Here is a 13,245-nt window from a genome sequence, read left to right as displayed (position 1 = left end):
CGCGTTAGCTATTATGAGGATACAGCCATGCTAAATAAACTAAAACAGACTCAAGCACAATTTGGCGGTTCCAGTGAAGTCATCGACCATTGGCTCGACACTAGACAAAACTTGATTGTTGAATATTGGAAATTGGCAGCATTAAAGCCAAGCCATCATAAACAAACCGCCATCGAAAAACTTCCTTCTCCTGAAGAGTTACAAGATTTCTGCCAACATGTGGTGGATTATATTTCTGAAGGTCATTTCAAAATCTACGACATGGTGATGCAACAATGGGAATCAACCGGCTTTTCACCAACCGAAGACATTAACACCACATATTTTAAAATTGTTGAAACTACAGACCCTTTACTGAATTACACCGACAAATACGCCGATGTTGGGATCGAAGATGAACTTGAAGATTTTGATTTCGATCTATCACAAATTGGTGAAGTATTGGAAGATCGCTTCGAGTTAGAAGATCAGCTAATTCAGATGATCGCTGAAAGCTTAGAAATCCCACCGGGGGCTTAACATTACTTTTCATTTTTCAGGCTACCTTCATTTAAGGTGGCCTTTTTCTTGTAAATTATTGAAATATGTTTGACACCAACACGTACTCATCACGCTATTTCACATTAAATTAATTACATAAACATTTTATACCAGAAATAAAAAAGGCACCCGAAGGTGCCTTTTTAACAGTCTTAGCTTACGTCAATCTCTTTAAAGATTATTCTTCAGAGAAACCTGCGTTAAGTAGTGCTGCAAGGTTATCCGTTGCTTGTTCAACGGAAGGACCTTGTTCTTCACCTTCACGTTGCTTTTGACGATCTTGGTGGTAAGCATAACCAGTACCAGCTGGGATCAAGCGACCCACAATTACGTTCTCTTTCAAGCCACGTAGTTCATCACGTTTACCAGAAACCGCAGCTTCTGTTAGTACGCGCGTCGTTTCTTGGAACGAAGCTGCAGAGATGAACGACTCAGTTGCTAGAGACGCTTTAGTGATACCTAGTAAGTCACGCTCGAACTGTACAAGTGCTTTGCCTTCAGCTTCAAGCTGACGGTTAGCGATTTTAACTTGTGCAAATTCAACTTGCTCACCTTCAAGGAATTCAGAATCACCAGAATGCGTGATTGTACACTTACGTAGCATTTGACGAACGATAGTCTCGATGTGCTTATCGTTAATCTTAACACCTTGTAAGCGGTAAACTTCTTGAACTTCGTTAGCAATGTATTGAGTAACAGCGTGAACACCACGTAAACGTAGAATGTCATGCGGTGTTTCTGGACCATCAGAGATCACATCACCACGTTCCACTTTCTCGCCTTCAAACACGTTAAGCTGACGATGTTTATGAATCATTTCTTCATAAACCTCACCGCCTTCGCGCGTGATTAATAGACGACGTTTACCTTTGGTTTCTTTACCAAACGACACAGTACCGGTGTGCTCAGCAAGAATCGCAGGCTCTTTCGGCTTACGTGCTTCAAACAAGTCAGCTACGCGAGGTAGACCACCGGTGATATCTTTGTTTCCGCCAGATTTCTGAGGGATACGAGATAGTGTGTCACCAATGCCAACTTCCGCACCATCTTCAATGTTAACGATCGCTTTACCCGGTAGGAAGTATGCCGCTGGCATATCCGTACCTGGAATCATCACATCGTTACCTTGAGCATCAACTAATTTGATCACTGGACGCATATCTTTACCAGCTGATGGACGCTGTGCTGGGTCGACTACTTCACTTGAAGATAGGCCAGTTAGGTCATCAGTTTGGCGAGAGATAGTCACACCATCAATCATGTCTACGAACTGGATACGACCTGCCACTTCAGTGATGATTGGCATGGTGTGCGCTTCCCAGTTAGCAACAATATCACCAGCCGTAACTGCTTCATTGTCGCCTTTGCTTAGCAAAGAACCGTATGGAAGTTTGTGTTTCTCTTTCGTGCGACCGAACTCATCAATGATGGTCATTTCAGATGCACGAGAAGTGATTACAAGCTTACCATCTTTGTTCGTTACATACTTAGCATTGTGAAGTTTCACAGTACCCGTTGTTTTCGCTTGAATGCTGTTTTCTGCTGCTGCCGTTGATGCCGCACCACCGATGTGGAACGTACGCATAGTAAGCTGTGTACCTGGTTCACCGATAGACTGTGCTGCGATAACACCTACCGCTTCACCTTGGTTCACTTTATGACCACGAGCGAGATCACGACCGTAACAGTTTGCACAACAGCCGAAATCAGCTTCACAAGTTACGACTGAACGTACTTTGATCTTATCAACAGAGTTGTCTTCAAGGATCTGACACCATTTCTCATCAAGTAGAGTATTACGTGGAATCAATACTTGCTCAGTACCTGGCTTAACGATGTCATCTGCAACAACACGACCTAGAGCAAGCTCAGAAAGTGCAACTTTAACATCACCACCTTCGATATGAGGCATCATATCTAGGCCTTCGAAAGTACCACAGTCATGCTCTGTAACCACAACGTCTTGCGCAACGTCTACTAGACGACGAGTCAAGTAACCAGAGTTCGCAGTCTTAAGTGCCGTATCGGCAAGACCCTTACGAGCACCGTGGGTTGAGATAAAGTACTGAAGTACGTTTAGACCTTCTTTAAAGTTTGCTGTGATCGGCGTTTCGATGATTGAACCATCTGGACGAGCCATAAGACCACGCATACCGGCTAACTGACGAATCTGCGCTGCAGAACCACGAGCACCGGAGTCAGCCATCATGTAGATGCTGTTAAACGATTCTTGTTGTTCTTCTTCGCCATCGCGGTTAATCACGGTTTCAGAAGAAAGGTTATCCATCATAGCTTTTGCTACGCGGTCGTTGGTAGACGCCCAAATATCGATAACTTTGTTATAACGCTCACCCGCAGTAACAAGACCAGATTGGAATTGCTCTTGGATTTCGCGTACTTCTTCTTCTGCTTCAGAAATTTCAGTGTATTTCGCAGCCGGTACAACCATATCGTCGATACCAACAGAAACACCAGAAAGTGCTGCGTATGCAAAACCTGTGTACATGATTTGGTCAGCAAAGATTACTGTATCTTTAAGACCAAGCTTACGGTATGCCTCGTTCAACAAGGTAGAAATTTGCTTCTTACCTAGTTTTTGGTTCACGATGCTGAAAGGTAGGCCTTCAGGTACGATCTGCCAAAGCATTGCACGACCCACAGTGGTATCAACCATGCCAGTATTTGTTGTGCGGTTACCGTCTTCATCAACCACAGTTTCAGTGATACGTACTTTAACGCGAGCATGAAGCTCAGCAGTCTTAGTACGGTATGCCTTTTCAGCCTCTTCAGGGCCAGCAAGGTACATACCTTCACCTTTAACATTGATCTTGTCACGAGTCATGTAGTAAAGACCCAATACAACGTCCTGAGAAGGTACGATGATCGGATCACCAGATGCTGGTGAAAGGATGTTATTGGTTGACATCATTAATGTACGTGCTTCAAGCTGAGCTTCCAATGTTAACGGTACGTGTACCGCCATTTGGTCACCATCGAAGTCGGCGTTGTATGCCGCACACACAAGTGGGTGAAGCTGAATCGCTTTACCTTCGATAAGTACAGGTTCGAATGCTTGAATACCAAGACGGTGAAGTGTTGGTGCACGGTTTAGTAGAACTGGGTGTTCACGAATTACTTCGTCTAGGATATCCCAAACAACCGCTTCTTCGCGCTCTACCATTTTCTTCGCTGCTTTAATCGTTGTAGCCATGCCACGAGATTCTAGCTTGCTGTAGATAAATGGTTTAAATAGTTCTAGTGCCATCTTCTTAGGAAGACCACACTGGTGTAGACGTAAGTATGGACCGACTGTAATTACAGAACGGCCAGAGTAGTCAACACGCTTACCAAGTAAGTTCTGACGGAAACGACCTTGCTTACCTTTGATCATATCAGCCAAAGATTTCAGAGGACGCTTGTTAGAACCGGTGATCGCACGACCGCGACGACCGTTATCTAGTAGGGCATCAACAGATTCTTGCAACATACGCTTTTCGTTACGTACGATGATATCTGGAGCCGCTAGGTCTAGAAGACGCTTCAAACGGTTATTACGGTTGATCACACGACGGTATAAGTCGTTCAGATCTGAAGTCGCAAAACGACCGCCATCTAGAGGTACTAGAGGACGTAGATCTGGCGGTAGCACTGGAAGTACTGTTAAGATCATCCACTCAGGGTTGTTGCCTGAAGCAATGAATGCCTCAACAAGCTTCAAACGCTTAGTGATTTTCTTACGCTTAGTTTCAGAGTTAGTGGTTTCTAGCTCTTCACGCATTTGCTCAGCTTCTGCGCTCATGTCCATGGTGTGTAGCAGATCTTTGATCGCTTCAGCGCCCATTTTCGCAACGAACTCGTCACCCCACTCTTCCAAGCGGTCTAGGTATTCTTCTTCCGTTAGCATTTGACCTTTTTCAAGATCAGTCATGCCAGGTTCAGTCACTACATACATTTCGAAGTAAAGTACACGTTCGATGTCACGTAGCGGAATATCCATTAATAGACCGATACGAGATGGTAGTGATTTTAAGAACCAGATATGTGCAACTGGAGAGGCTAGCTCGATGTGGCCCATACGGTCACGACGAACTTTAGTTTGTGTAACTTCTACGCCACACTTCTCACAGATAACACCACGGTGTTTCAAGCGCTTATATTTACCACAAAGACATTCGTAGTCTTTTACTGGACCAAAAATACGCGCACAGAACAGACCATCACGCTCAGGCTTGAACGTACGGTAGTTAATAGTTTCTGGCTTTTTAACTTCACCGAAAGACCATGAGCGAATCATGTCTGGAGAAGCTAGACCGATTTTGATTGCATCAAATTCTTCGGTCTTATGCTGTGCTTTTAGAAAGTTCAGTAAATCTTTCACAATCAGCTCCTGTAAGGAGTTAAGAGACGCTCAAATTGAACGCCTCTTTTCTACCGGGTTAAATCCGAGAGTTCTTTATCATTAATCGCGCATTTGCTTAATAAATAATAATGATTACTCTTCGTCTTCTAGCTCGATGTTAATACCTAGCGAGCGAATCTCTTTCAACAATACGTTGAACGATTCTGGCATGCCAGGCTCCATGCTGTGGTCGCCATCGACGATGTTTTTGTACATCTTCGTACGGCCATTCACGTCATCAGACTTAACAGTTAGCATTTCTTGAAGCGTGTAAGCAGCACCGTATGCTTCTAGTGCCCATACTTCCATCTCACCGAAACGCTGGCCACCGAACTGAGCTTTACCACCAAGTGGTTGCTGAGTTACTAGGCTGTAAGAGCCAGTCGAACGTGCGTGCATCTTGTCATCAACCAAGTGGTTCAGTTTCAACATGTACATGTAACCTACCGTTACAGGACGCTCAAACTTATCACCCGTACGACCATCGTATAGGTCTAATTGACCAGACGTTGGAAGATCAGCAAGCGCAAGCAATTCTTTAATTGCTGGTTCGTTTGCACCATCGAATACAGGTGTAGCAATCGGTAGACCGCCACGCAAGTTTCCGATTAAAGTACGGACTTCATCATCAGACAGTTCAGCAATGTTCACTTCTTGACGAGTCTCGCCTAAGTCATAAACTTTCTGTAAGAACTCACGGAACTTAGCCAGTTCTTGTTGCTCTTTCACCATCTGGTTAATCTTGTCACCAATACCTTTCGCTGCAAGACCTAAGTGAACTTCAAGGATCTGACCGATGTTCATACGTGATGGTACACCCAGTGGGTTCAACACGATGTCAACAGGTTGACCTTTTTCATCATAAGGCATGTCTTCAACAGGGTTGATCTTAGAGATTACACCCTTGTTACCGTGACGACCCGCCATCTTATCACCAGGCTGAATGCGACGTTTAACTGCAAGGTAAACCTTAACAATCTTCAGTACGCCCGGTGCAAGATCATCACCTTGAGTGATCTTACGACGCTTAGTTTCAAACTTCTTATCAAAGTCAGCTTTTAGCTCATCCCACTGCTCAGCAAGTTGCTCAAGCTGAGACTGCAGTGCATCGTCTTCTAGTGTTTGTACTAACCACTGCTTACGATCTATTGAGTCTAGTTTCGCTTCAGAGAAGCCACCAGAAATCAGCAGAGAACGAACACGCGCTAATAGACCACCTTCAAGAATTTGGAACTCTTCAGTTAAGTCTTTCTTCGCGTCTTTCAACTGCATTTGTTCAATTTCAAGCGCACGCTTGTCTTTTTCTACGCCATCGCGAGTAAAGACTTGAACATCAATGATGGTACCTGAGATAGAGTTAGGTACACGTAGTGACGTATCTTTAACATCAGATGCTTTTTCACCGAAGATTGCACGTAGCAGTTTCTCTTCAGGAGTCAGTTGCGTTTCACCTTTAGGGGTTACTTTACCAACTAGGATGTCGCCACCCTTCACTTCAGCACCAATGTAAACGATACCTGACTCATCTAGTTTAGATAGAGCAGACTCACCTACGTTTGGAATATCCGCTGTAATTTCTTCGCTACCAAGCTTGGTATCACGAGCCACACAAGAAAGCTCTTGAATGTGAATCGTTGTGAAACGGTCTTCTTGAACGACGCGCTCAGATACTAAGATTGAGTCTTCGAAGTTGTAACCATTCCAAGGCATGAATGCGATACGCATGTTTTGACCAAGTGCCAACTCACCAAGGTCGGTTGAAGGACCATCGGCAAGAACGTCACCACGTGAAACAGGTTCACCCGGTAGTACAGTTGGACGTTGGTTAATACATGTGTTTTGGTTTGAACGGGTGTACTTAGTTAAGTTGTAGATGTCGATACCAGCTTCACCTGGAACCAACTCATCTTCGTTAACTTTAATTACGATACGAGAAGCATCAACAGATTGAACTGTACCGCCACGTTTCGCAACTGCTGTTACACCTGAGTCAACCGCTACATTACGCTCAATACCAGTACCGACTAGAGGCTTATCAGCTTTTAGTGTTGGTACTGCTTGACGTTGCATGTTTGCACCCATCAATGCACGGTTCGCATCATCGTGTTCTAGGAACGGGATAAGCGAGGCAGCGATAGATACAACTTGGTTTGTTGCCACGTCCATGTAGTTAACATGGTCACGTGGGTGAAGACCAGATTCACCTTTCTGACGAGCAGTGATTAGCTCATCGGCAAAACGACCTTCGTCAGTCAAGTGTGCGTTCGCCTGAGCGATAACAAACTGACCTTCTTCAATAGCAGAAAGGTAATCCACTTCTTCAGTTACAACACCATCAACAACGCGACGGTACGGCGTCTCTAGGAAACCGTATTCATTACAACGAGCAAACGCTGATAATGAGTTGATCAAACCGATGTTTGGACCTTCTGGCGTTTCGATCGGACATAGACGACCGTAGTGAGTTACGTGAACGTCACGTACTTCAAAGCCGGCACGCTCACGTGTCAAACCGCCAGGACCTAATGCAGAAATACGACGCTTGTGCGTTACTTCTGACAACGGGTTGTTCTGATCCATAAATTGAGAAAGCTGTGACGAGCCAAAGAACTCTTTCACTGCTGCCGAAATCGGCTTAGCATTGATAAGGTCTTGCGGCATGATCGCATCTAAATCACCAAGACTTAGGCGCTCTTTCACTGCACGTTCAACACGGACTAGACCAACACGGAATTGGTTTTCAGCCATTTCACCAACAGAACGGATACGACGGTTGCCAAGGTGGTCAATATCATCCACTTCACCAATACCGTTACGAATACCGATCAGTTTTTTCATTACCGCAATGATATCCGTTTCATCAAGGATACCTTGGTCTTGTGCATCTTCACGTTCGATAGAGCTGTTAAACTTCATACGACCAACAGTCGATAAGTCATAACGCTCTTCAGAGAAGAATAAGCTTTGGAATAAAGATTCTGCTGCTTCTTTCGTTGGTGGCTCACCAGGGCGCATCATTCGGTAGATTTCTACAAGTGCAGAAATACGATCCGTTGTGCTGTCAACACGTACTGTGTCTGACATGAATGGGCCATGGTCTAAGTCATTAGTAAACAGAACTTCAAGCTTCTTGTAACCTGCTTGAGAAAGGTTCGCTAATGCTTCCAATGAAATTTCTTGGTTCGCTGCAACGATCAGTTCGCCAGTTGATTCATCAACATAATCTTTAGACGCGACTTTACCGACGATGTACTCAACCGGTACTTCGATAAATTCAACGCCATCTTTTTCAAGATTACGGATATGACGAGCCGTTACGCGACGGCCAGCTTCTACGTAAACCGTACCATTTGCTTCAATATCAAATGATGCCGTTTCACCACGTAGACGATCTGGTACCAACTCCATTAATAGAGTTTGGTCTTTTACTTCAAAGCGCACTTTTTCAAAGAAGATATCTAGGATCTCTTCTGTTGTTTTACCTAGTGCACGTAAAATAATTGATGCAGGAAGCTTACGACGACGGTCGATACGTACGTATAAGTTATCTTTCGGATCGAATTCAAAGTCCAACCACGAACCACGGTAAGGAATAACACGTGCGTTATAAAGCACTTTTCCTGACGAATGGGTTTTCCCCTTATCGCTGTCGAAGAACACGCCTGGGCTTCGGTGCAACTGGGATACGATAACCCTCTCAGTACCATTAATTACGAAGGTACCATTGTCTGTCATGAGTGGAATTTCACCCATATAGACTTCTTGTTCTTTGATGTCTTTTACAGTACCTGCTGGTGCGTCTTTATCAAATACAACTAGACGCAGTTTAACGCGTAGTGGTTTTGAATAAGTGACACCACGAATTTGACATTCTTTTACGTCAAATACTGGTTCGCCAAGACGATAGCTAACGTATTGCAGCTCAGAATTGCCGTTATAGCTCTGAATTGGAAAAACAGAACGGAAAGCAGCTTCAAGACCGTATTGACCTTCAGGATCTTGTTCAATGAACTTGTCGAATGAATCGAGCTGGATCGATAGCAAATATGGAACGTCCAATACTTGTGGACGCTTACCAAAATCCTTACGGATGCGCTTTTTCTCGGTATAAGAGTAAACCATGGGGTTCCTCAGCTAGCTGATAAGTGACCCAAACTGCCCAAGACACGTTTCATATCAAATTAATTGATAAAACGGGAGCAGTGACTAACAACACTGTTTATGTGGGTACATCCTAATCTCATCTGAACGTTTTTATTTCAGCAGAGCCTTAGCGATGTTTTTTGCTGGGTCATAGATCCCTAAACAGCGGGAAAATTAATCTATGCCCTACAGCGCAAAAAGGCCGGTGGTTAATTAACCACCAGCCATTAGCCTTTCGGCTAAGAAATCAAGTATAAATTACTTAACTTCAACAGAAGCACCAGCTTCTTCTAGTTGTGCTTTAAGAGCTTCAGCTTCTTCTTTAGAAACGCCTTCTTTAAGCGGAGCTGGAGCACCATCAACTAGACCCTTAGCTTCTTTAAGACCTAGGCCAGTTGCGCCACGTACTGCTTTGATAACAGAAACTTTGTTACCGCCAGCAGCAGTTAGGATTACGTCAAATTCAGTTTGCTCTTCAGCAGCGTCACCGCCAGCTGCGCCGCCAGCAACAACAGCTGCTGCAGCAGAAACGCCGAATTTTTCTTCCATAGCTTCGATAAGCTCAACAACTTGCATTACAGACATTTCTGCAACTGCGTCTAGGATTTGCTCGTTAGTAATAGACATAACAATTCTCTTTTAAGTTAACAATAAGTTTATTTAGCAATCAGTAAAAAGCAAGGCTTATGCAGCGTCTTGTTTTTGATCGCGAACAGCAGCGATAGTACGTACCAACTTGCCAGCAGAAGCTTCTTTCATGCACATCATTAGTTTTGCAATCGCTTCGTCGTAAGTAGGTAGTGTCGCTAGTACATCAGCGTCAGTAACTGCGCCTTCAAATGCAGCAGCTTTGATCTCAAATGCTTTGTTCTCTTTAGCGAAGTCTTTAAAAAGACGCGCTGCAGCACCTGGGTGCTCGTTAGAGAAAGCGATCAAAGTTGGACCAACGAATACGTCTTTTAGGCATTCGTAGTCTGTACCGTCTACAGCACGGCGAGCTAGTGTGTTACGAACAACTTTCATGTAAACACCCGCTTCACGCGCTTGTTTACGTAGAGAAGTCATTGCACCAACAGCAACGCCACGAGAGTCAGCAACAACTGCAGAAAGTGCACCACTGGCTGCTTCGTTAACTTCAGCAACAATTGCTTGTTTGTCTTGAAGATTTAAAGCCATTTGGATTTACTCCTGGTTGTAGTTACACCACTCACTGATAATTCAATGAGTGTTCTTTCGGTGCATTCCCAAATGAATATTTTTTACAAAATACGACCATCAGTTCGGGCACCATCTACGTAGGTATTATTAAGTTAAGCCAAAATTACTATTGGTTAACGCCTACGGTCTTGGATGGAAGCATCATTTGCTCTGCCTTTCTTAAAAAGAGTTAGGCAAAATAAGCAACACTCCAACCATAATTAGGCGCAAAATTATACACAAATTCTGCGCCTAAGCAAATTAATTAAGCAACAGTCGTGTTCAGAGTCGCTTGATCAACCGCAACACCAGCACCCATAGTGGTAGAGATGCTTACTTTCTTCAGGAAAGTGCCTTTCGCAGAAGAAGGTTTTGCTTTCTTAAGCGCCACTAGAAGAGCTTCTAAGTTCTCTTGTAGTTGGTTTGCTTCGAAAGATGCTTTACCAATAGTAGTGTGGATGATGCCGTTTTTGTCGTTACGGTAACGAACCTGACCCGCTTTAGCATTTTTAACTGCTTCAGCAACGTTAGGAGTTACAGTACCAACTTTAGGGTTTGGCATAAGGCCACGTGGACCTAAGATAGTACCTAGTTGACCAACAACACGCATTGCATCAGGAGAAGCAACAACAACGTCGAAGTTCATCTCGCCTTTTTTCACTAGCTCAGCTAGATCTTCCATACCAACGATATCTGCGCCAGCTTCTTTAGCTGCTTCAGCGTTTGCACCTTGAGTGAACACTGCTACGCGGATTTCACGGCCAGTACCATGTGGAAGTACTGTTGCGCCACGAACGTTTTGGTCAGATTTACGAGCATCGATGCCTAGGTTTACAGCAACGTCTACGCTTTCTACGAATTTAGCAGTCGCTAATTCTTTAAGAAGAGCAACAGCTTCGTTGATGTCGTATTCTTTAGTCACATCCACTTTTTCGCGGATTGTTTTCATACGCTTAGTAAGTTTTGCCATGATCTTATCCCTCTACCACTAGGCCCATTGAACGAGCAGTACCCGCGATAGAACGCTTCATCGCTTCGATGTCTGCGCCAGTCATATCTGCAGCTTTAGTTTCAGCAATCTCTTGTAGCTGAGCGTCAGTAATCGTACCAACTTTCTCAGTGTTTGGACGGCCAGAACCAGACTTAACACCAGCAGCTTTCTTAAGAAGAACAGCAGCAGGCGGAGTCTTAGTTACAAATGTGAAAGAACGGTCGTTGTATACAGAGATAACAACTGGGATTGGAAGGCCTTTCTCAACAGATTCTGTTTTTGCGTTAAACGCTTTACAGAATTCCATGATGTTTACGCCATGTTGACCTAGTGCAGGACCAACCGGTGGACTTGGGTTTGCCATACCAGCTGCAACTTGCAGTTTGATATAAGCTTCTACTTTCTTAGCCATTTTAATTCCTAAATTTTGGGTACAAACGCTAATCGCTTGATCAGCTCCCCGCTAGCTTTACATTAATACCTGTAAAAAGGCGCGAAATTATAGTCAAACTTCACACCTGAAACAAGTCTTTTGATGCTTTATTAAGCAAATTTATTAGTCCGATTTTTCAACCTGACTGAATTCAAGCTCAACCGGTGTTGCACGACCAAAGATCGACACAGACACTTTTAGGCGGCTCTTTTCATAGTCAACTTGCTCAACCGTACCATTGAAGTCAGCAAATGGGCCTTCAGTAACACGAACCACTTCACCTGCTTCAAATAATGTTTTCGGTCTTGGAGCTTCACTCGCCTGCTCTAAACGATTCAAGATAGCATCAGCTTCTTTATCGGTAATTGGAGCGGGACGATCAGAGGTGCCACCAATAAAGCCCATAACACGCGGAATACTACGTACTAAGTGCCATGATTCATCATTCATTACCATTTGGACTAACACGTAGCCTGGAAAGAATTTACGCTCACTCTTACGACGTTGACCAGCGCGCATTTCCACCACTTCTTCAGTAGGTACTAATACGTCACCGAAAAACTCTTCCATAGCGTGCATTTTGATATGTTCGCGAAGAGATTGTGCAACACGGCCTTCAAACCCAGAAAAGGCTTGAACCACATACCAGCGTTTTTTTGGTGCTTCACTCATGTTTAAAACCCCTTACACTCCAGTTGCTAGAGCAATTAAACGAACCATGATGCCGTCAATTCCCCATAGCAATAGAGCCATTACAATACTTACAGCTAATACGATAAATGTTGTTTGCATTGTTTCTTGGCGTGTAGGCCAAACCACTTTGCGCACTTCAAGTTTTGCTTCGCGAGCAAATACAATCGTAGCTTTACCTTTCGTTGTCAGAGCCGCTACACCAAGGGCAGCTGCAATTAAAATAACAACGGCTGCTGCACGAATCGCAACAGACATTTCACCATACAGGTAATTTCCCACAACAGCAGCCGCTAGCAGTGCAAAAGTGATAAACCACTTAAAAGCATCTGCCGCTTTTGAGCTCTCATGAGTTTCAGCTTTGGCTTTCATAAACAAACCTGTGAAAAGTTTTACTTAAAAACGACAATAACCCCGCAATTGGCAGGGCTAACTCATTAGTTTAGGACAAGCCATCAACTAAATAAATTAGATATAAATCTAATACAATTCTTTGCTGAGTCAGTTACAAAACGACCAATTTATGCCTTCATTTTGTTCAGCGTAGAAAAAGGGCATCAAATGATGCCCTTTTTGATAGTCGTTAGTCAAATACAATTCGTATTTAAACTTAAAGTTTGGCTAATTAAGCGATGATTTTCGCTACAACACCAGCACCAACTGTACGGCCACCTTCACGGATAGCAAAACGTAGACCTTCGTCCATCGCGATTGGTGCGATTAGAGTAACCGTCATTTGTACGTTATCACCAGGCATTACCATTTCAACACCTTCAGGTAGTTGAATGTCGCCAGTTACGTCAGTTGTACGGAAGTAGAACTGTGGACGGTAACCTTTGAAGAATGGTGTGT

At 43.9% G+C, this 13,245-nt stretch carries 10 protein-coding genes; 1 reads left to right on the top strand and 9 read right to left on the bottom strand.

All coding sequences use genetic code 11. The annotated features are described in order from the left end of the window. The first annotated feature begins 27 nt into the window (after positions 1-27). Positions 28-519 carry a sigma D regulator gene (gene rsd, locus ACE3G9_RS07225; RefSeq protein ID WP_417879513.1) on the top strand — a complete coding sequence of 164 codons (492 nt, stop codon included), beginning with the start codon at positions 28-30 and terminating at the stop codon, positions 517-519. A 199-nt stretch (positions 520-718) separates the two neighbouring features. Here the strand turns inward: rsd and rpoC are convergent, their stop codons facing one another. From rpoC to ACE3G9_RS07180, 9 genes are all read right to left on the bottom strand, one after another. Further along, positions 719-4,918, bottom strand: a complete 4,200-nt coding sequence (gene rpoC, locus ACE3G9_RS07220) for a DNA-directed RNA polymerase subunit beta' (protein WP_417879512.1) — start codon at positions 4,916-4,918, stop codon at positions 719-721. 114 nt (positions 4,919-5,032) lie between these two features. After that, on the bottom strand, positions 5,033-9,061 hold the full coding sequence (gene rpoB, locus ACE3G9_RS07215) for a DNA-directed RNA polymerase subunit beta (RefSeq protein WP_417879511.1): 4,029 nt from the start codon (positions 9,059-9,061) through the stop codon (positions 5,033-5,035). Positions 9,062-9,340: 279 nt separating this feature from the next. Continuing rightward, positions 9,341-9,709 (bottom strand): 50S ribosomal protein L7/L12, encoded by a 369-nt coding sequence (gene rplL, locus ACE3G9_RS07210; protein WP_089124753.1) that lies wholly within the window; start codon positions 9,707-9,709, stop codon positions 9,341-9,343. Positions 9,710-9,766: 57 nt separating this feature from the next. Beyond that, positions 9,767-10,258, bottom strand: coding sequence for a 50S ribosomal protein L10 (rplJ, locus tag ACE3G9_RS07205; RefSeq protein WP_417879510.1), 492 nt, complete (start codon positions 10,256-10,258; stop codon positions 9,767-9,769). 286 nt (positions 10,259-10,544) lie between these two features. Beyond that, positions 10,545-11,249, bottom strand: coding sequence for a 50S ribosomal protein L1 (gene rplA, locus ACE3G9_RS07200; RefSeq protein ID WP_417879509.1), 705 nt, complete (start codon positions 11,247-11,249; stop codon positions 10,545-10,547). A gap of 4 nt (positions 11,250-11,253) precedes the next feature. Further along, positions 11,254-11,682: a 50S ribosomal protein L11 gene (gene rplK / locus ACE3G9_RS07195; RefSeq protein WP_027695383.1), complete on the bottom strand. Its 429-nt coding sequence runs from the start codon at positions 11,680-11,682 to the stop codon at positions 11,254-11,256. Between the two features lie 144 nt (positions 11,683-11,826). Further along, a complete protein-coding gene (gene nusG, locus ACE3G9_RS07190; protein ID WP_027695384.1) occupies positions 11,827-12,375 on the bottom strand; it encodes a transcription termination/antitermination protein NusG in 549 nt (182 codons plus the stop codon). Positions 12,376-12,387: 12 nt separating this feature from the next. Continuing rightward, positions 12,388-12,765: a preprotein translocase subunit SecE gene (secE, locus tag ACE3G9_RS07185; RefSeq protein WP_027695385.1), complete on the bottom strand. Its 378-nt coding sequence runs from the start codon at positions 12,763-12,765 to the stop codon at positions 12,388-12,390. Between the two features lie 253 nt (positions 12,766-13,018). Continuing rightward, positions 13,019-13,245: EF-Tu C-terminal domain-related protein (locus ACE3G9_RS07180; protein ID WP_449218419.1), on the bottom strand; the 227-nt coding region annotated here is incomplete at its 5' end.

It is taken from the genome of Vibrio sp. E150_018 (genome assembly GCF_053544035.1).
Note: the sequence above shows the minus strand (reverse complement) of the source record. Positions and strands in the feature narration are given on the sequence as shown.

Bases quoted from the DNA above. Each gene is read 5' to 3' on its own strand.
- rsd (WP_417879513.1), top strand. From the start codon at position 28: ATGCTAAATAAACTAAAACAGACTCAAGCACAATTTGGCGGTTCCAGT.
- rplK (WP_027695383.1), bottom strand. From the start codon at position 11,682: ATGGCTAAGAAAGTAGAAGCTTATATCAAACTGCAAGTTGCAGCTGGT.
- nusG (WP_027695384.1), bottom strand. From the start codon at position 12,375: ATGAGTGAAGCACCAAAAAAACGCTGGTATGTGGTTCAAGCCTTTTCT.
- secE (WP_027695385.1), bottom strand. From the start codon at position 12,765: ATGAAAGCCAAAGCTGAAACTCATGAGAGCTCAAAAGCGGCAGATGCT.
- rplA (WP_417879509.1), bottom strand. From the start codon at position 11,249: ATGGCAAAACTTACTAAGCGTATGAAAACAATCCGCGAAAAAGTGGAT.
- rpoB (WP_417879511.1), bottom strand. From the start codon at position 9,061: ATGGTTTACTCTTATACCGAGAAAAAGCGCATCCGTAAGGATTTTGGT.
- rplJ (WP_417879510.1), bottom strand. From the start codon at position 10,258: ATGGCTTTAAATCTTCAAGACAAACAAGCAATTGTTGCTGAAGTTAAC.
- rplL (WP_089124753.1), bottom strand. From the start codon at position 9,709: ATGTCTATTACTAACGAGCAAATCCTAGACGCAGTTGCAGAAATGTCT.